The sequence below is a fragment of the Streptomyces changchenzhani genome (assembly GCF_039766235.1).
GTDB lineage: Bacteria > Actinomycetota > Actinomycetes > Streptomycetales > Streptomycetaceae > Streptomyces.
On record NZ_JBDHNH010000001.1, the window covers coordinates 1,554,246 to 1,572,679 of the forward strand.

The 18,434-nt window shown below is 68.8% G+C and carries 16 protein-coding genes and 2 tRNA genes; 13 read left to right on the plus strand and 5 right to left on the minus strand.

The genetic code is table 11. The features are described 5' to 3' along the window. Positions 1–94: 94 nt before the first annotated feature. Positions 95–1,240: a PP2C family protein-serine/threonine phosphatase gene (locus ABCR94_RS07335; protein ID WP_347118244.1), complete on the plus strand. Its 1,146-nt coding sequence runs from the start codon at positions 95–97 to the stop codon at positions 1,238–1,240. Between the two features lie 183 nt (positions 1,241–1,423). Here the strand turns inward: ABCR94_RS07335 and ABCR94_RS07340 are convergent, their stop codons facing one another. Next, positions 1,424–1,966 (minus strand): FAD-dependent monooxygenase, encoded by a 543-nt coding sequence (locus ABCR94_RS07340; RefSeq protein WP_347118245.1) that lies wholly within the window; start codon positions 1,964–1,966, stop codon positions 1,424–1,426. Between the two features lie 7 nt (positions 1,967–1,973). Here ABCR94_RS07340 and ABCR94_RS07345 point away from each other — a divergent pair, with 7 nt between their 5' ends. From ABCR94_RS07345 to ABCR94_RS07355, 3 genes are all read left to right on the plus strand, one after another. Further along, the gene (locus ABCR94_RS07345; protein ID WP_347118247.1) at positions 1,974–2,855 is read left to right on the plus strand and encodes a TetR/AcrR family transcriptional regulator C-terminal domain-containing protein; all 882 of its coding nucleotides are present in this window, start codon (positions 1,974–1,976) and stop codon (positions 2,853–2,855) included. A gap of 79 nt (positions 2,856–2,934) precedes the next feature. After that, positions 2,935–3,060 carry a hypothetical protein gene (locus tag ABCR94_RS07350; protein ID WP_347118248.1) on the plus strand — a complete coding sequence of 42 codons (126 nt, stop codon included), beginning with the start codon at positions 2,935–2,937 and terminating at the stop codon, positions 3,058–3,060. 10 nt (positions 3,061–3,070) lie between these two features. Then, positions 3,071–3,514, plus strand: a complete 444-nt coding sequence (locus ABCR94_RS07355; RefSeq protein WP_347118249.1) for an HD domain-containing protein — start codon at positions 3,071–3,073, stop codon at positions 3,512–3,514. Between the two features lie 27 nt (positions 3,515–3,541). Here the strand turns inward: ABCR94_RS07355 and ABCR94_RS07360 are convergent, their stop codons facing one another. Next, positions 3,542–4,768, minus strand: coding sequence for an acyltransferase family protein (locus ABCR94_RS07360; protein WP_347118250.1), 1,227 nt, complete (start codon positions 4,766–4,768; stop codon positions 3,542–3,544). Positions 4,769–5,283: 515 nt separating this feature from the next. On the opposite strand from ABCR94_RS07360, the gene ABCR94_RS07365 reads away from it, so the two are divergent. Next, positions 5,284–5,478, plus strand: a complete 195-nt coding sequence (locus ABCR94_RS07365; protein ID WP_347118251.1) for a hypothetical protein — start codon at positions 5,284–5,286, stop codon at positions 5,476–5,478. Between the two features lie 83 nt (positions 5,479–5,561). On the opposite strand, the gene ABCR94_RS07370 is transcribed toward ABCR94_RS07365, so the two are convergent. Further along, positions 5,562–5,635: transfer RNA gene (locus tag ABCR94_RS07370), tRNA-Gly, on the minus strand. A gap of 165 nt (positions 5,636–5,800) precedes the next feature. Between ABCR94_RS07370 and ABCR94_RS07375 the strand changes: the two genes are divergently transcribed. From ABCR94_RS07375 to clpX, 5 genes are all read left to right on the plus strand, one after another. Next, a tRNA-Pro gene (locus tag ABCR94_RS07375) sits at positions 5,801–5,877 on the plus strand. Positions 5,878–6,072: 195 nt separating this feature from the next. After that, the gene (gene tig / locus ABCR94_RS07380) at positions 6,073–7,524 is read left to right on the plus strand and encodes a trigger factor (RefSeq protein ID WP_347118252.1); all 1,452 of its coding nucleotides are present in this window, start codon (positions 6,073–6,075) and stop codon (positions 7,522–7,524) included. 242 nt (positions 7,525–7,766) lie between these two features. Further along, positions 7,767–8,372 carry an ATP-dependent Clp protease proteolytic subunit gene (locus ABCR94_RS07385; protein WP_347118494.1) on the plus strand — a complete coding sequence of 202 codons (606 nt, stop codon included), beginning with the start codon at positions 7,767–7,769 and terminating at the stop codon, positions 8,370–8,372. A gap of 43 nt (positions 8,373–8,415) precedes the next feature. After that, a complete protein-coding gene (locus ABCR94_RS07390) occupies positions 8,416–9,090 on the plus strand; it encodes an ATP-dependent Clp protease proteolytic subunit (protein ID WP_347118253.1) in 675 nt (224 codons plus the stop codon). 144 nt (positions 9,091–9,234) lie between these two features. Beyond that, the gene (gene clpX, locus ABCR94_RS07395; RefSeq protein WP_283519414.1) at positions 9,235–10,518 is read left to right on the plus strand and encodes an ATP-dependent Clp protease ATP-binding subunit ClpX; all 1,284 of its coding nucleotides are present in this window, start codon (positions 9,235–9,237) and stop codon (positions 10,516–10,518) included. Between the two features lie 83 nt (positions 10,519–10,601). Here the strand turns inward: clpX and ABCR94_RS07400 are convergent, their stop codons facing one another. Further along, on the minus strand, positions 10,602–11,606 hold the full coding sequence (locus ABCR94_RS07400; protein ID WP_347118254.1) for a hypothetical protein: 1,005 nt from the start codon (positions 11,604–11,606) through the stop codon (positions 10,602–10,604). Positions 11,607–11,742: 136 nt separating this feature from the next. On the opposite strand from ABCR94_RS07400, the gene ABCR94_RS07405 reads away from it, so the two are divergent. Beyond that, positions 11,743–14,367, plus strand: a complete 2,625-nt coding sequence (locus ABCR94_RS07405; protein ID WP_347118255.1) for a valine--tRNA ligase — start codon at positions 11,743–11,745, stop codon at positions 14,365–14,367. A gap of 136 nt (positions 14,368–14,503) precedes the next feature. Beyond that, positions 14,504–15,661, plus strand: coding sequence for a sensor histidine kinase (locus ABCR94_RS07410; RefSeq protein WP_347118256.1), 1,158 nt, complete (start codon positions 14,504–14,506; stop codon positions 15,659–15,661). Positions 15,662–15,750: 89 nt separating this feature from the next. Here ABCR94_RS07410 and ABCR94_RS07415 read toward each other — a convergent pair whose 3' ends face one another. Beyond that, positions 15,751–16,761: a rod shape-determining protein gene (locus tag ABCR94_RS07415; RefSeq protein WP_347118495.1), complete on the minus strand. Its 1,011-nt coding sequence runs from the start codon at positions 16,759–16,761 to the stop codon at positions 15,751–15,753. Positions 16,762–16,901: 140 nt separating this feature from the next. On the opposite strand from ABCR94_RS07415, the gene folC reads away from it, so the two are divergent. Further along, a complete protein-coding gene (folC, locus tag ABCR94_RS07420; RefSeq protein WP_347118257.1) occupies positions 16,902–18,428 on the plus strand; it encodes a bifunctional tetrahydrofolate synthase/dihydrofolate synthase in 1,527 nt (508 codons plus the stop codon). The last annotated feature ends 6 nt before the right edge of the window (positions 18,429–18,434 follow it).

Consider the following 18,434-nt stretch of genomic DNA (forward strand, 5'->3'; position numbering starts at 1 on the left):
CCAGCGCTCCGGCATTCGAGCGACCCGATTTCGAACGCAATGTCACGGGGGTCCCCCTGCGGAGGAGCGCCAGGGATAGATAGGGTCCACCGCAATGGCACGCGGAGTAGGAGCAGACTCGTTCTCGGCCCGGACGCGCAAGTCGGCGCACCGGGTCCGTATCGCGCTGCGCAAGTCCGGCGTCGACTATTTCCGCGGCGACGGCTCCGACTGGATCGCGCTGGCGGGTCTCCTGCTGACCGTCCCGGCGATCGCGCTGGGCACGATTGCCATGCCGATCTGGTGCGCGCCGTCCGCGCTGGTCCTGCCGATCGTGGCCGGTGGGCTGCTGCTGCGCCCCGCGAGCCTGCTCAGCCTGTACGCGGCGGCCGCGGCCGCGCTCATCGTCGAGTCGATCGTGCTCGGCCCGTACACGCAGGGGCCGGCCCGTGTCACGCCTGGCACCGTCCTGACCGTGGCCGCGTGCGGCTTCTTCGGGCTGGTCATCGCGCAGTTCAGGGCCAGGGTCGGCGTCCCCTGGCGGCGCGGCGGCACGATGCTCTTCGACCTGCGCGAGCGCATCCGGGTGCAGAGCGCGCTGCCGCGCCTCCCGCAGAAGTGGCACCGCGAGATGGCGCTGCGGCCGGCCGGCGGGCAGTCGTTCTCCGGCGACTTCGTGGTCGCCGCCCGCACGAACGGGGGGCGCACGCTCGAAGTCGTCCTCACCGATGTGTCGGGCAAGGGCATGGACGCGGGGTCCCGGGCGCTACTGCTGTCCGGGGCGTTCGGCGGCCTCCTCGGTCAGCTGCCGCCGCACGGCTTCCTGCCCGCAGCGAACGCGTATTTGCTCCGCCAGGACTGGGACGAAGGCTTCGCCACCTCCATCCATCTGGTGCTCGATCTGGACTCCGGCGACTACGAGCTGCTGTCGGCGGGCCACCTGCCGGCGCTCCAGCTCCACGCGGGCAGCGGGCGCTGGGAGGAGAAGACCGGCATCGGGCCGTTGCTCGGGGTCTACGACGGTGCCCAGTTCGATCCGGTGAAGGGCTCGCTGCGCCCCGGCGATGTCTTGATGATGTTCACGGACGGTCTTGTTGAGGCGTCGGGACGGGACATCGCGGAAGGAATCGACCGGCTTACGGGGGAGGCGGACCGGTACGTCGCCTCTGGATTTGAGGGCGCGGCCTGGCATCTCATTGAAGCGGTCGCTAAGGACGTCAATGATGATCGGGCGTTGTTGCTGATCTGCCACGAGGCGTGAGGTGCGCCGTGGTGCCGGGGGCCGTGGCCTCCGGGAGCGGCGTTCGGGACTGCATGATTTAGGCGCACTGCGGGGTCGCCGAAGGCCCTGGCGGGGAAGAGGCCCACAAATCACGTTTTACGTCCCGAACACCACTCCCTACGGCCCCGACCCCCTCCCGCCGTCGAGTCCCGCGGGCCCTCGTCACACCAGGTGCCGTCCGGCGTCCAGGTCGATCGCCGACTTTGCCCGGTCGACCGCCTCCTGGGACGCGGGGCCGCCCGGGTTGTCCAGGGCGATGGCCTGGTTCAGGGCTACGAAGGGGCGCATGCGGGCCTCCGTGCGGGCGTATGCGGTGAGGTGGTTACTGCTGTCCCGGCCGAGCTCTTCCGCAAGCACGTACGCGCCCACCAGGGCCAGGCTCGTGCCCTGGCCGGACAGGGGCGAGGCGCAGTAACCGGCGTCACCGAGCAGCGTGACGCGTCCCTTCGACCAGCTGTCCATGCGGATCTGCGCCATTGAGTCGAAGTAGAAGTCTGGGGCGGTGTGCATTGCTCTGAGCAGCCTGGGGGTTTCCCAGCCCAGGCTGCTGAGTGCTTCGGCGACGAGCTTTTTCTGGCGGTCGGTGTCGCGGTAGTCGTAGCCGTCGGCGAGCGGCGGTGCCTCGAAACCCGCCATGACCCTGAGCTCGGTGTTGTCGCGCACCGGGTAGATGCCGTAGCCCGCGGTGCCCTCGCGCAGCCACATCTGCCAGTTGTCGAGGCCGAGGAAGTTCTCGGCGCTGAAGGATCCGCCCTACCGGCAGATCGCCAGGGAGTGGGAGGTCGCGCCGGCCACCGCCACCAAGGCGCTGGCGACCCTGCGGCAGGAGGGTCTGGTCGAGGCCGAGCCCCGCGTGGGCACCGTCGTGGCCGCCGCCCGCACGGCCCGGCGCCGGGCCGTGCCCGAGCCCGACCGTGAGCTGACCCGTGACCGTATCGTGCGCGCCGCCGTCGCCCTCGCCGACGCCGAGGGGCTTGCCGCTCTGTCGATGCGCGGGGTCGCCGCCCGGCTCGGGGTCGCCGCGATGTCGCCGTACCGCTATGTGACCAGCAAGGACGACCTTGTGCTGCTCATGGCCGATGCCGTGTACGGGGAACTGGCCTACCCGTCGGCGGTCGACGCGCCCGAAGGCTGGCGGGCACGGCTGGAGTTGGGTGCGTACACCCTGTGGGCGCTGCACCGCAGGCACCCGTGGCTCGCGCACATCAGCTCGCTCGGCCGCCCGCTGATGCTGCCCAACCTGATGGTGCACGCCGAGTGGGCGCTGAGCGCGCTGGACGGCCACGGGCTCGGTGCGGAGACCCTGATGAATCTGCATGTGCTGGTGTACGCGCATGTCCAAGGCCTCGCGGTCCATCTGGAGCGCGAGGCCCAGGCCGAGGCGGCGACCGGGCTTTCGGAGGACGACTGGATGGACCGGCAGACGCCTGCGCTGGAAGCGCTGGCTTCGTCCGGCGCCTTCCCGACCTTCGCGAAGGTCACCGGGGCCCTCGCGGACGGGTACGACCTCAACCTGGACGCGCTGTTCGAGCTGGGGCTCACCGCGATGCTCGACGGTCTCGCCCGGGTGGTCGAGGACCCCGCCCGGGGCTGAGGGCGGGGTCCTCGCGGGGTCAGCTCACCAACTCGCGTTCGTGCGCGGCCCGTCCGCCCGGCAGGATCCGGGCCAGCCGATGTTGAACGCCCTGACGGGCGAGGCCCCGTACATCCCGCCGGTCGTCTACGGCTCGTTCGTCGCCGCGACACTGCTGCTGGGCTGGGCATCCACCTCACTGCCGGCCCGCGCGGCCATGCGGTAAGTGTGGGGGCATGACCTATCTGACCCTGACCGAGGTGGAAGCCGTCGCGCGCGACGCGCACGCGACACAGACCGACAAGGCGGGACGCCCGTACGTGGAGCACCTCCAGGCCGTCGCCGAAGGGGTACGCACCAGGGGCGGCACCCAGCAGCAGATCGCGGCGGCCTGGCTGCACGACGCGGTGGAGGACGACGCGCTGTCCCACGAGTGGCTGGAGAGCGCCGAACTGCCGCGCTCTGTCAAGGACATGGTGCTGGCCGTCACCAAGCGCCCGGGGGAGGACAGGGCGGCGTACACCGCCCGCATCCTGGCGACACCGGGCGCACTGCTGGTCAAGGAGGCGGACCTCGCACACAACGCGGACCCCGGTCGCCTCGCCGTACTCGACGAGGTGACCAGGGCCCGGCTCACGCTCAAATACACGGAGGTACGCCGCCTCCTCGGCCTCTCCTAGGGTGGTCCGCCCCAGGAGGCGCCCGGCCTAGGAGGAGCGCCCGGCGAACTGCCGCTCCCGCTCGGGCTGCTGCTCGCTCTCCCGCTTGCGCGCGGTCTCTCCCGCGTCGCGGCGGAACGCCCAGTCCATCTTGGGCTCCAGCGCGAACCGGAAGAACCGCCGCACCGGCGGGGTGCAGAACAGGGTGACCGCGACGGCGAACACCACCGTCACGAAGATCTCGCCGAGCGGCGTCGACAGCCAGGTGTACGTCTCGAACCAGCCCGCGTACCCGGCGCCCTTCACCAGGAAGCCATGGAGCAGATAGCCGCCGAGGGTGCCGGCGCCCAGCACCGTGAACCACATCGTGCGGCCCGGCACCCACGCCAGGAAGCAGACGGTGAGGACCAGCGAGCAGCCGAAGAGCGCGAAGGGCATGACGACCCCGGCCCACCACGGAGCGCCGATCTCCTGGGCGGAACTGCTGTGGTAGAACCACCCGAGCGACAGGCGCGGGGCGACCCAGTAGGCGAAGAGCAGGGAACCCAGGAGGACTGGCAGCGCCAGCAGCCTGACCTCGCGACGCCGCACCATCTGCCAGTGCTCGGGCTTCAGCATCAGGCCCAGCACGAAGAACGGCAGGAACTGCAATACGCGCTGCAGATTGAGGGCGTCACCGATGTTGGAGGTGACGGACGCGAGGACGGCAAGGCCGAGTGCGACCGGCATCGGGTGGCGCAGCGCCTGCCACAGCGGGGTGGTCACCCGCCAGATGAACAGCGCGACCAGGAACCAGGTCAGATACCAGGGGTCCTGCAGGCTGATCGGGTGGCCGGGATCATTGCCGACCCACCGCTTGAAGAAGGTGTAAGCGATCTCGAAGAGCACATACGGAACCGCGACGCCCGTGACGAGTCGCTGGAGCTTCTTGCGGCTCATGTCGAAGCTGCGCGAGAAGTAGCCGGAGATGATGATGAAGGCCGGCATGTGGAAGCTGTAGACCACCATGTAGATCGCCCTGGTGGTGCGGCTGCCGTCCATCACCGGCTCCCACGCGTGCGCCATGGCGACGAACACGATGGCCAGGTACTTGGCGTTGTCGAAGAACGCGTCGCGGTGCTTCGCGACGGGGGCGCCCTTGGGGGAGGGCGTGGGTACTGCTTCGGCCCCGGACCACGAGAACGTCATGGCGGTCCGTGCAAGGGGGGCTTCGGGCTCCGACTCCCGGGCCGGGGGGAGCGGGGCCCTCTGATATCCGTGCGGAGCATGAAACATCTGAGGCACCCTAGCCGTGGCGGATCGATTTCGTAAAACCCCGTTCTCACCCATCTGCTATTTGCGCGGTTACCCCATTGGTGGACAACGAGGCACAGCCGTACATGGTTATGGCGCAGGTCACATTTTCGACCTGTTATGACCTGACTAGTCCCGCTTAAATGGTGCATACCGTCGACGGGCGACTCCGGTGAAATGTCCGGCTCATTACGCCTTTGTCGACCGGCCCGGAGTGTGAGTGGCCACTATTCGAATTTCCCGCGAACAGTATGTGTGGGTAATGAAACGATCAAGCTCAATTCGCTTCCGCGCGAGACCGTTCAATTCGGCGGTGTGCGCGTGGCGCCCGCGCCGGAGTGCGCGCCGGGCGCATCGAAGGCGCCAACCGGCCTCCCACGTTCCGTCACCCGGCAGCCACCAGTGGCGAGTTGGTGGCACGATGGAGGCTTGCGGGTGTGTGCCGGGTCGTGCGCTCCCGGGCCGGCAAGGCGGACCGACCAAAGGTGTGATCAGTTGTGGCCATCTCACTGTCTGTGGTGCTTCTGTTGGCGATCGTGCTGGTGGTGCTGATCCGCGGGGGTTCGATCAAGGCGGGGCCCGCGGTGGTGGCCGTGCTCTTCGGCTTCTTCCTCGCGTCCAGCGGCATGGCACCGTCCATCAACCGCTTCCTGGATTCGATAGCGGACACCATCAACCAGATCAGCTTCTGAGCGCGTTCGTACGCGCCCTCCGGGCATGAAAAAACCTCCGGCCCGGTCTCGGTGAGTACTCACCGAGACCGGGCCGGAGGCCGTGGAGCGGGCGACGGGAATCGAACCCGCGTAGCTAGTTTGGAAGACTAGGGCTCTACCATTGAGCTACGCCCGCACATGTCGCGCCGCAGGTCGAGGTGACCGCGGCACGGAGAGCATCGTAGCGGGTTCCGGCCGCTCGGCGCACACCCGATAATGCGGTGGACGGGGCGGCGGGCCGGGTCGCGAACAATGCGGCGGACGTGCCGTCCGCAGGCATGTACCCTTCGTGTCGCACCGACGGGGTGTGGCGCAGCTTGGTAGCGCGTCCGCTTTGGGAGCGGAAGGTCGTCGGTTCGAATCCGGCCACCCCGACCATCATCACCTTTACCGGCAGGGTTGCCGGCAGGGTCCCCGTGCGATCACGATCAAGATCGCATTGTGGGACTGCTCCTGCTTGCCGTTACTATGCAAGCTGCGTGCCCGTGTGTCTGATGTACCGGGCCCGATCGGCGAAGCCGCCACCGTGCGGCCCAGCAGAACCCCAGAAGTCAGCCCCAAGGAGACCGAACCGTGAAGAGCGCCGTGGAGACCCTGAACCCGACCCGGGTTCGGCTCAGCATTGAGGTGCCCTTCGAGGAGCTCAAGGACAGCCTCGACGCGGCGTACAAGAAGATCAACCAGCAGGTCACGGTGAAGGGCTTCCGCAAGGGAAAGATCCCGAACCGAGTCATCGACCAGCGGTTCGGCCGTGGAGCTGTGCTGGAGGAGGCCGTCAACGACGCCCTCCCGAAGTTCTACACCGAGGCTGTCAACGAGGGTGAGCTGAACGTTCTCGGCCAGCCCGACGTCGACATCACCGAGCTGAAGGACGGCGAACTGCTGTCCTTCACCGCCGAGGTCGACATCCGCCCGACGATCGAGATTCCGGACTACTCCGGCATCGCGGTCGAGGTGGACGCCATCGAGGTCAAGGACGAGGACGTCGACAAGGCCGTGGAGGAGCTGCGCGAGCGCTTCGCCTCCACCAACCCGGTCGAGCGCGCCGCCGCCGAAGGCGACGTCGTGACGCTCGACCTGGAGGCCAAGGTCGACGGCGAGGTCCTGGAGGACGGCGTCGCCGAGGGTGTCTCGTACACCATCGGTTCCGGCGAGCTCCTCGAAGGCATTGACGACGCCGTGACGGGCCTGGAGGCCGGTGGCGAGGCCACCTTCACCTCCGCGCTCAAGGGCGGCACCGCCGAGGGCAAGGAGGCCGAGGTCGCCGTAAAGGTCACCGCGGTCGCCGCTCGCGAGCTGCCCGAGCTGGATGACGACTTTGCGCAGATGGCGAGCGAGTTCGACACACTGGACGAGCTCAAGGCCGACAGCCGCAAGCGCCTCGAAAGCACCAAGCAGTACGACCAGGCCACGCAGGCCCAGGAGCGCGTCCTCGACGAGCTGCTGAAGCTGGCGGAGGTCCCGATCCCCGAGAAGCTTCTCGCGGACGAGGTCAACACCCGCAAGCACAACCTGGAGAACCACCAGCTCGGCCAGATGGGCCTGGATCTTGAGAAGTACCTTGAGATCCAGGGCAAGACGGCCGAGGAGTTCGAAGCCGAGCTCTCCGAGCAGGCCGTCAAGGGCATCAAGACCCAGTTCATCCTTGACGAGCTCGTCAACAAGGAGAAGCTGAACGTCAACCAGGAGGAGCTCACCGAGCACCTCATGCGGCGTGCGGCCACCTCCGGCATGAGCCCCGACCAGTTCGCCCAGGCCGTCGTCGAAGGCGGCCAGGTTCCGATGCTCGTCGGCGAGGTCGCCCGCGGCAAGGCGCTGGCCGTGGTGGTCGAGGCCGCCAAGGTCACCGACACCAACGGTGAGCTCGTCGAGCTCGACGACGAGGATGAGGACGAGGACGAGGCTTCCGAGTCCTCCGAGGCTTCCGACACCGTGGAAGCGGTCGAGGCGGCCTCCGAGACCGACCAGGCCGACGCGTCGGCCGAGGCCGGCGACGCCGAGCTCAAGGACAAGACCGAGGCCTGAGCCTCTGCCTGATTCCTTACGCGGCGGGCCCGGACGCTTCACGCGTCCGGGCCCGCCGTCGTACACCGGTACGGGCCCGGACCTTGCGCTCCGAGCGAACAGTTCGGGAAGCGGGATGGCGTTGTCCTACCTGCGCGTTAGGGTCCATGAAGAGGAGCGTGGGGAGTCCCCGCCTTCCGGTACGAAGACGCTGAGACGGCTGGAGCCGTCAGAGACGAGCAGGTGGATACGTGACGAATCTGATGCCCCAGGCCGCCGGTGAGCCGTCCTTCGGTGGTGGCCTCGGCGACCAGGTCTACAGCCGACTGCTCGGCGAGCGCATTATCTTCCTCGGACAGCAGGTCGACGATGACATCGCCAACAAGATCACGGCACAGCTGCTTCTCCTTGCCGCCGAACCGGACAAGGACATCTACCTCTACATCAACAGCCCCGGTGGCTCGGTGACCGCAGGCATGGCCGTCTACGACACCATGCAGTACATCCCGAACGACGTGGTCACGATCGGTATGGGCATGGCGGCCTCGATGGGCCAGTTCCTGCTCACCGGTGGCGCCGCAGGCAAGCGCTTCGCGCTGCCGAACACCGACATCCTCATGCACCAGGGCTCCGCGGGTCTCGGTGGCACCGCCTCCGACATCAAGATCCAGGCCGAGCAGCTTCTCCGTACGAAGAAGCGCATGGCCGAGATCACCGCACTGCACTCGGGCCAGAGCATCGAGACGATCATCCGCGACGGTGACCGCGACCGCTGGTTCTCGGCCGAAGAGGCCAAGGCGTACGGCATCATCGACGACATCATGGCCTCCGCCTCGGGTGTTCCGGGTGGTGGCGGCACCGGGGCCTGAGCCCCCGCAGCCGAACCTCCCCAGCCCACCGAACGCCACCAGGATGGTGAACACCCACATGAACGACTACTCCGCGAGCGGCCTCTACACGGGCCCCCAGGTAGACAACCGCTACATCGTCCCGCGCTTCGTCGAGCGCACCTCGCAGGGCACGCGTGAGTACGACCCGTACGCGAAGCTCTTCGAGGAGCGCGTGATCTTCCTCGGCGTGCAGATCGACGACGCCTCCGCCAACGACGTCATGGCGCAGCTGCTGTGCCTGGAGTCGATGGACCCGGACCGCGACATCTCGATCTACATCAACAGCCCCGGCGGCTCGTTCACGGCCCTCACGGCCATCTACGACACGATGCAGTTCGTGAAGCCGGACATCCAGACGGTCTGCATGGGCCAGGCGGCCTCCGCCGCCGCCGTGCTGCTCGCCGCCGGTACGCCCGGCAAGCGGATGGCTCTGCCGCACGCCCGTGTCCTCATCCACCAGCCGTCCTCGCAGACCGGCCGCGAGCAGCTCTCCGACCTGGAGATCGCGGCCAACGAGATCCTGCGGATGCGCGCTCAGCTGGAGGAGATGCTCGCGAGGCACTCCACCACCCCGCTGGAGAAGATCAGCGAGGACATCGAGCGCGACAAGATCCTCACGGCCGACGGCGCTCTCGCGTACGGCCTGATCGACCAGATCGTGTCCACCCGTAAGACGACGGCTCAAGCGGCCGCCTGATACGTACCCACCCCTTGGCACCGTCCACGACAATGTGAACCGTGCCAAGGGGGGCCCGTACGAGGGTCCGGGCAAGGTACCGTCGGATATGAGGCACCAGGAGTCGCTGAACCAGGCGTCTCCCAGGCGAAGGGGAAGCACCTCGTGGCACGCATCGGTGATGGCGGCGACCTGCTCAAGTGCTCGTTCTGCGGCAAGAGCCAGAAGCAGGTGAAGAAGCTCATCGCAGGGCCCGGTGTGTACATCTGCGACGAGTGCATCGATCTCTGCAACGAGATCATCGAGGAGGAGCTCGCCGAGACCTCGGAAGTGCGCTGGGAAGAGCTTCCCAAGCCGCGCGAGATCTACGAGTTCCTTGAGGGCTACGTCGTCGGGCAGGAGCCCGCGAAGAAGGCGCTCTCGGTAGCGGTCTACAACCACTACAAGCGCGTCCAGGCCGGCGAGAACGGCGGAGCGGCCGGGCGTGAGGACGCGATCGAACTCGCCAAGTCCAACATCCTGTTGCTGGGCCCCACGGGCTCCGGCAAGACGCTCCTCGCGCAGACGCTGGCCCGGATGCTCAATGTCCCGTTCGCCATCGCGGACGCGACGGCGCTGACGGAGGCCGGCTATGTCGGCGAGGACGTCGAGAACATCCTACTGAAGCTGATCCAGGCCGCTGACTACGACGTCAAGAAGGCCGAGACCGGGATCATCTACATCGACGAGATCGACAAGGTCGCCCGCAAAAGCGAGAACCCGTCGATCACGCGCGACGTATCGGGCGAAGGCGTCCAGCAGGCGCTGCTCAAGATCCTGGAAGGCACGACCGCCTCGGTCCCGCCGCAGGGCGGACGCAAGCACCCGCACCAGGAGTTCATCCAGATCGACACGACGAACGTGCTGTTCATCGTGGGCGGCGCGTTCAGCGGTCTGGAGAAGATCATCGAGTCGCGGGCGGGTGCCAAGGGCATCGGCTTCGGCGCGACGATCCGCTCCAAGCGGGAGATCGAGGCGAGCGACCAGTTCCAGGCGGTCATGCCGGAGGACCTGGTGAAGTTCGGGATGATCCCCGAGTTCATCGGCCGCCTCCCGGTCCTGACCTCGGTCCACAACCTGGACCGCGAAGCGCTGCTGCAGATCCTCATCGAGCCGCGCAACGCACTGGTCAAGCAGTACGAGCGGCTCTTTGAACTCGACGGCGTGGAGCTGGAGTTCGAGCACGAGGCGCTTGAGGCGATCGCGGACCAGGCGATCCTCCGCCAGACGGGCGCGCGCGGTCTGCGCGCCATCATGGAGGAGGTCCTGATGTCGGTGATGTACGAGGTCCCGTCCCGCAAGGACGTGGCCCGCGTAGTCATCACGGCCGAAGTGGTCCGCTCCAACGTGTACCCGACGCTGGTCCCGCGCATCGTGGGCAAGGGCGAGCGCCACGAGAAGTCCGCGTAGCGGTTACGCGCAGCACGTACGACGCAGGGGCGCCCGGCCAGTCAACTGGCCGGGCGCCCCTGCGTGTTACCCCGTACGGCGGGTCACGCCTTGGTGCGGGCCGTGTTGTAGAGCTTGGCGGCGATGTTCGCGGCCTCCTCCTGGGACGCGCCCGAGCCGCCGGTGGCCGCCGCGGCCACGTCGATGAGTGTCACGGCGCCGAGGGTGCTGTAGTCGGTCCAGGCGCAGATCGGGAGCTGGGTCTCCTTCGGCCCCTTCTCCGCGCTGCCGTCTCCGCTCGGGTTTGTGATCTTGAAGTTCTGGCACTTCATCAAGGCGCCCTCAAAGCCGTCGGGCGTGACGGCCTCGGGGCTTCCCACGGGCTCGAACGTGATCCCCTTGTCCAGCCCCTCGCCCGTGGCGACGCCCGCGAAGTAGCCGTCGAGGGCCTTCTCGGGGTCGGTGATCTCGCCCCACACGCCGTACAGGGACGCCTGCTTCGGCTTCAGCGGGTCCTTGCCCTTGTACTGGGCGCCGAGCGACTGCGGGTTCTTGACGCCGACCCCTTCGAGCCGCGTCTTCTCCTTGCCGGTCGAGGCGCCGGCAGGCTTGCCGTCCGTGCTCTTCGTGTACTCGCCTGCGGTCGCGGGGGGAACGATCTTGTACCCCTTGGTGTCGTCGGCCACATCGCTGTTGCTGCCGCCGCCCATGGTCAGGAAGTACGCACCGCCCGCGATCACTGCCAGCGCCACAACCACCACGCCCACGATCAGCCCCGTCTTCTTCTTCGGCGCGGCCGGCGGGGGCGGCGGGAACTGGCCGCCGCCGTACTGGGGCTGCTGGCCGTAGGGGCCCGGCTGCTGGGGCTGGCCGTACGGGGCCTGCTGCTGGCCCTGCTGCGGGTAGCCGTAGCCCTGCGGCGGCGGAGCCTGCTGCGGGTAGCCGTAGCCGGGCTGGCCCTGCGGCTGCGGGGGCTGCTGACCGTACGGGTTGGGCTGGCCCTGCGGGGGCGGCTGCTGGCCGTACGGACCCGGCTGCTGCGGCTGCTGGCCGTAGGGGCCCGGCTGCTGGGGCTGCCCGTCGTACGGGCCCGGCTGGTTGTAGCTCATTACTGGGTTCCCCTCCAGATGTTTACGCGTTCCGAACATCCTGACGGAACCTCGAACATCATGAGGCGGCGGGGCCCTCGCCGGGTACCAGGAATCCGGTTTCGGTACGGGGTCGTGACGCCCGTAAACTGAGCCTGTGACCGAGAACTCTCAGCAACAGCCCGCAGCCCCCGCCCCCGAACTGCCGACCCAGTACGCGCCGGCCGAGGTAGAGGGGAAGCTGTACGAACGCTGGGTGGAGCGCGGTTACTTCGAAGCCGACGCGAAGAGCGACAAGCCGCCGTTCACCGTCGTCATCCCGCCGCCGAACGTCACAGGATCGCTCCACCTGGGGCACGCCTTCGAGCACACGCTCATCGACGCCCTCACCCGCCGCAAGCGCATGCAGGGCTACGAGACCCTCTGGCAGCCCGGCATGGACCACGCCGGCATCGCCACCCAGAACGTCGTCGAGCGCGAGCTCGCCAAGGAGGGCAAGTCCCGCCACGACCTGGGGCGTGAGGCGTTCGTCGAGCGTGTCTGGAAGTGGAAGGAAGAGTCGGGCGGCCAGATCTCCGGGCAGATGAAGCGCCTCGGTGACGGTGTCGCGTGGTCGCGCGAGCGCTTCACCATGGACGAGGGCCTGTCCAAGGCCGTCCAGACGATCTTCAAGAAGCTGTACGACGACGAGCTGATCTACCGCGCCGAGCGCATCATCAACTGGTGCCCGCGCTGTCTGACGGCCATCTCCGACATTGAGGTCGAGTACCAGGAGGACGACGGCGAGCTCGTCTCCGTCCGGTACGGCTCCGGGGACGCCGAGATCGTCGTCGCGACGACCCGCGCCGAGACGATGCTCGGTGACACCGCTGTCGCCGTCCACCCCGACGACGAGCGGTACAGCCACCTTGTCGGTACCGAGATCGAGCTGCCGCTCACCGGCCGTCGTATCCCGGTCGTGGCCGACGAGCACGTCGACCCGGAGTTCGGCACCGGCGCCGTCAAGGTCACCCCGGCCCACGACCCGAACGACTTCGAGATCGGCCAGCGCCACGGTCTGCCCAACCTGGCCATCATGGACGAGCGCGCGGTCATCACCGTGCACGGGCCCTTCCAAGGGCTCGACCGCCTTGAGGCGCGCAGCGCCATCGTCGCCGCACTGCGCGCCGAGGGCCGGATCGTCGCCGAGAAGCGTCCGTACGTCCACTCCGTCGGGCACTGCTCCCGCTGCAAGACCACCATCGAGCCGCGGCTGTCCCTGCAGTGGTGGGTCAGGGTCGCCCCGCTGGCCAAGGAAGCCGGTGACGCGGTCCGCGACGGACGGGTCAAGATCCACCCGAAGGAGATGGAGCCCCGCTACTTCAGCTGGGTCGACAACCTCCACGACTGGTGCATCTCGCGTCAGCTCTGGTGGGGCCACCGGATTCCGGTCTGGTACGGGCCGGGCGGCGAGGTCGTCTGCGTCGGTCCCGACGACGAGGCGCCGACCGGCGAGGGATGGCACCAGGACACGGACGTCCTGGACACCTGGTTCTCCTCCGGGCTGTGGCCATTCTCCACGCTGGGCTGGCCCGAACAGACCCCGAGCGTCGAGAAGTTCTACCCGAACTCGGTTCTGGTCACCGGCTACGACATCCTCTTCTTCTGGGTCGCCCGGATGATGATGTTCGGCCTGTACGCGATGGACGGCACCCCGCCGTTCCACACCATCGCCCTGCACGGCATGGTCCGCGACCAGTTCGGCAAGAAGATGTCGAAGTCCTTCGGCAACGCGGTCAACCCGCTGGACTGGATGGACAAGTACGGCTCCGACGCGGTCCGTTTCACCCTCGCCCGCGGCGCCAACCCGGGCGTCGACGTCCCGATCGGCGAGGACTGGGTCCAGGGCTCCCGCAACTTCGCCAACAAGATCTGGAACGCCACACGCTTCGCGCTGATGAACGGCGCGACGGTCGAGGGCGAACTGCCGCCCGTCGAGCAGCAGTCGGCGACCGACCGATGGATCCTGTCGCGGCTGAACGCGACGGTTGCCGAGGTCGACGCGTACTACGAGGACTACCAGTTCGCGAAGCTCTCGGACTCGCTCTTCCACTTCGCGTGGGACGAGGTCTTCGACTGGTACGTCGAGCTGTCCAAGACCACGTTCTTCGCGGGCGGCGAGCAGGCCAAGGTCTCCGCGCGCGTCCTGGGCGAGGTCCTCGATGTCACGCTGCGCCTGCTGCACCCGATCGTCCCGTTCGTCACCGAGACGCTGTGGACCACGATGACCGGCCGCGAGTCGCTCGTCATCGCCGACTGGCCGAAAGACTCCGGCTTCCGCGACGAAGCGGCCGAGCAGGAGATCGAGCTGGTCCAGCAGGTCGTCACCGAGGTCCGCCGCTTCCGCTCCGACCAGGGCCTGCAGCCCGGCCAGAAGGTCCCGGCCGAGCTCACCCTGACCGGGACGGCGCTGGCCCCGCACGAGGCGGCCATCCGCCAGCTGCTGCGCCTCCAGCCCGCCGGTGAGGACTTCCACGCCACCGCGTCGCTGCCGGTCGCCGGAGCCAGGGTCGCGCTCGACCTGTCCGGCACGATCGACGTCGACGCGGAGCGCAAGCGCCTGGCGAAGGACCGCGCGGCGGCCGAGAAGGAGAAGGCCCAGGCCAACGGGAAGCTCGGCAACGAAGCCTTCCTCGGCAAGGCCCCGGACAACGTGGTCGACAAGATCCGCGCGCGGCTCGCCAAGGCCGAGGCGGACATCGAGCGCATCACCGAGCAGCTGGCGGCGCTGCCGGAGAAGTAGGGCCGTACGTACGAAACCGAGGGCCTCGGCGCAGCTGCGCCGAGGCCCTCGGCGTGCCCGCGCCAGTGCGTCTTATCACTCATTTTGTGCCCGAAGTCCCGCGGCGGGGGTCCGGCGACCTTGGATGATGGACGGTATGCACGCACCGCCCGCCACCTCGCCGGTACGCCGTGCGGTGGCAGTGGGCCGTCGCTGGCTGGAGCACCGCCCCGTCTCGCCGCGCACCTTCGACGTCCTCACCGCGCTGAGCTGCTTCGCGCTCATGGGCCTCGACATCCCGGGGCTCGCCAAGGCCGACAACTCCCTGTCCGGCCTGGACGCGGCCGCCGTCCTCGCGGTCGGCGCGGCCACGCTGCTGGTGCGGCGCCGGGCGCCCTGGGCGCCGTATCTCGCCGCGCTGCTGCTCCTGGGATGGCTGCACGAGCTGACCCTGGTCCAGTTCGCGCTCTACTCCGTCGGCCGCTACCGGGGGCGTACGGCCGGAATCCTGGCCACCGTCGGATACGTCGTCGTGGCGTACGCCCTGTTCAATCTGCCCGGCTGGCCCGAGTACCGGGGCGATTCGCTGAGCGACTTCCTCAGCCTGGTGGTGCCGATCGGGGTACTGGCCTCAGGCGTCGGCATCGCCGCGTACCGCCAGGACCTCGTGCGGGAACTGGCCGCCCAGCGGGCCACCACCACCGCACTGCAGGCCGTCCAGCAGGAGCGCACCTCGGTCGCGCGCGATGTGCACGACTTCGTCGGCCGTGAGCTGACCCTGCTGACCGTGCGAGCCGAGGTGCTCTCGGTGCGCGCCCGCGGCGAGGCGCACCAGAGGGACTTCGACGAACTGTCCGAGACCGCCCGCAAGGCGCACCGCGTCCTCAACGAGATCATCGTGCGGCGGGCCCGCGAGCGCGGCGCCACCCCGGGGCTCGACGGGCTCGTGGCCCTCGCCGCGGAGAGCGGGCGGGCCGGCAGCCCGGTCGAGCTGGAGATCGCGGCGGAGGCGTACGGCCTGTCACCGCTGCGCCAGGCCGCGGTCCACCGGGTGGTCCAGGAGTGCCTGACGAACGCGGCCAAGCACGCACCCGGCGAAACCGTGCGGGTGCGCATCACCTTCGCCGACTGCCTGCTGCGCATCGAGGTGCGCAACCCGCTGCCGGGCTCCGTGCCGGCCCGGGCGCCCGTATCGGCGGGCACCGGAACGTTCTCGATGGAGGAGCGGGTGCGGACGATGGGCGGAACGCTGGAGGCGGGCCACCGGGACGGGACGTACGAGGTGCTGGCGATCCTGCCGGCGGGCATCGACTGAATGGGTGGCCCGGGGCCCCGCGCTGCCCAGGGCCTGCTCGGGTTCGGGCCTCGCCCCGCTCGGGCCCCGCTCAGGCCCGGGCGCCCCGCTCAGGCCGCGAGCAGCTTCTGGAGGGAGTCGAAGTCCTCGACGCACTTGCCGGAGCCGAGCGCCACACAGTCCAGCGGGTTGTCCGCCACGAACACCGCGATCCCGGTCGCCGAAGCGATCCGCAGATCGAGCCCCGGCAGCAGCGCGCCGCCACCCGTCAGCACGATCCCGTGCTCTATGACATCGCCGGCCAGCTCGGGCGGACACGCTTCGAGGGTCGCCCGTACGGCCGCGACGATCGCGTCCAGCGGCTCGTCGAGCGCCCCACGCACCTCGGGCGTCGTCAGATCCAGGATCTGCGGCAGCCCGCTGACCTTCTCCCGGCCCCGCACGGTGAAGGTCTTCTCCTCTCGCGCCTCCTGGCCGGGCACCTGCCAGGCCGTCCCGATGGCGATCTTGGTGTGCTCGGCCGTCCGCTCACCGATGAGCAGCCCGTGCTTCTTGCGTACGTAGTTGATGATCGCGGTGTCCAGGCGGTCGCCGCCGACCCGCAGCGACTGGGCCGTGACGATGCTGCCGAGCGAGATCACGGCGACCTCCGTGGTGCCGCCGCCGATGTCGACCACCATGGAGCCGCGCGGCTCGGACACCGGAAGCCCGGCCCCGATCGCCGCGGCCATCGGCTCCTCGATGAGGTGCACCGCGCGGGCGCCCGCCCGGTCGGCTGCGTGCACGATCGCGCGGCGCTCGACGGGAGTGATGCCGCTCGGTACGCAGATGACCATGCGGGTACGGGGCCTGCGGCCGGGGACGGCCTTGCGCACGAAGTGCCGGATCATCTCCTCGGCGGCCTCGTAGTCGCTGATCACACCGTCCTTGAGTGGGCGTATCGCGGTGATCGAGCCGGGCGTACGGCCGATGGTCTCCTTGGCCTCGGTGCCGATGGCCAACACGACGGCGGACCCCGCCTTCATCGCCACCACGGACGGCTCATTGAGGACTATGCCCTTGCCGCGGGCGTACACCAGCGTGTTCGCCGTCCCCAGGTCGATGCCGATGTCCTTGGCCATGTCGCCCACTTGAGACCCTCCCGATCGTGATCTCTCAGACTTACACCCACCTCTGCGGACACACCACGCCAAAGGTCCCGGAAGAGTAGGTCCAAGGTCCTGTCACCGGCGTTGTCGGCGGGGCTCCGTAGACTGGCCCCGTGAGTCAGCTCCCCCCGCACCATGACAGCGATGCCCCCGACGACGCCCACGACGCCTTCGAGGCGATCGCGCAGGCCGAGACCAGCCGCGATCCCGACCTGGCGGTGATCGAGGCCGGCAGCCGCACTCTGCGCACGCAAGGCAGCGCGCCACTGGGCGACGACGTGCCAGGTCGCCCCCAGGACCCGGAGGTGGACAAGGCGCTGCGGGCGATCGAGCAGGAGCTCCTCGGCCGCTGGCCGGAGACCAAGCTCGACCCGTCGTTGGTGCGGATGGCCGCACTGATGGACGTCCTGGGCGAGCCCCAGCGCGCCTATCCGTCGATCCACATCACCGGCACCAACGGCAAGACCAGCACGGCCCGCATGATCGAGGCCCTGTTCAGCGCCTTCGAGCTGCGCACCGGGCGGTATACCAGCCCGCACGTGCAGTCGATCACCGAGCGCATCAGCCTGGACGGCGCTCCCATCGACGCCGAGCGCTTCATCGAGACGTACCAGGACATCGCTCCGTACATCGAGATGACCGACGGCTCGCAGGAGCACCGGCTGTCGTTCTTCGAGGCGCTGACAGGCATGGCGTACGCCGCCTTCGCGGACGCCCCGGTGGATGTGGCGGTCGTCGAGGTCGGCATGGGCGGCAGCTGGGACGCCACCAATGTGATCGACGCGTCCGTCGCCGTCGTCACGCCCATCGACCTGGACCACACGGACCGGCTGGGCTCCACGCCCGGCGAGATCGCCGTCGAGAAGTCCGGGATCATCAAGCAGGGCGCCACGGTCATCCTGGCGCAGCAGCCGGTGGACGCCGCGCAGGTGATGCTCAAGAAGGCCGTCGAGGTGGACGCCACGGTCGCCCGCGAAGGCATGGAGTTCGGCGTTGTCGCCCGCGAGGTCGCGGTCGGCGGCCAGCTGGTCACGCTGCGCGGCCTCGGCGGCGAGTACGAAGAGGTCTTCCTGCCCCTGCACGGCGCGCACCAGGCGCACAACGCGGCGGTGGCGCTGGCCGCGGTCGAGGCGTTCTTCGGCATCGGCGCCGAGAAGGCCCGCACGCTCGACATCGGGACCATCCGCAAGGCCTTCGCCTCGGTGACGTCACCGGGCCGCATGGAGGTCGTGCGGCGCGGCCCGACGGTCGTCCTGGACGCCGCGCACAACCCGGCGGGAGCGCGGGCCGCAGCCCTGGCGGTCGGCGAGGCGTTCAGCTTCAGCCGGCTGATCGGGGTCGTCGGCGCCACCGCCGGCAAGGACGTGCGGGGCGTGCTTGAGGCCTTCGAGCCGATCTTCGCCGAGATCGTCGTCACACGGAACTCCACGCACCGCGCGATGGACGTGGACGAGCTGGCGGCGCTGGCCGTGGAGGTGTTCGGCGACGAGCGTGTGCAGGTCGAGCCGCGCCTCGACGACGCTCTGGAGGCCGCTTTCACACTGGTGGAGGAAGACGGCGAGTTCGCCGGCGGCGGCGTCCTGGTGACCGGTTCGGTGATCACGGTCGGCGAAGCCCGGCTGCTCCTGGGAAAGGGCTGATTTCCT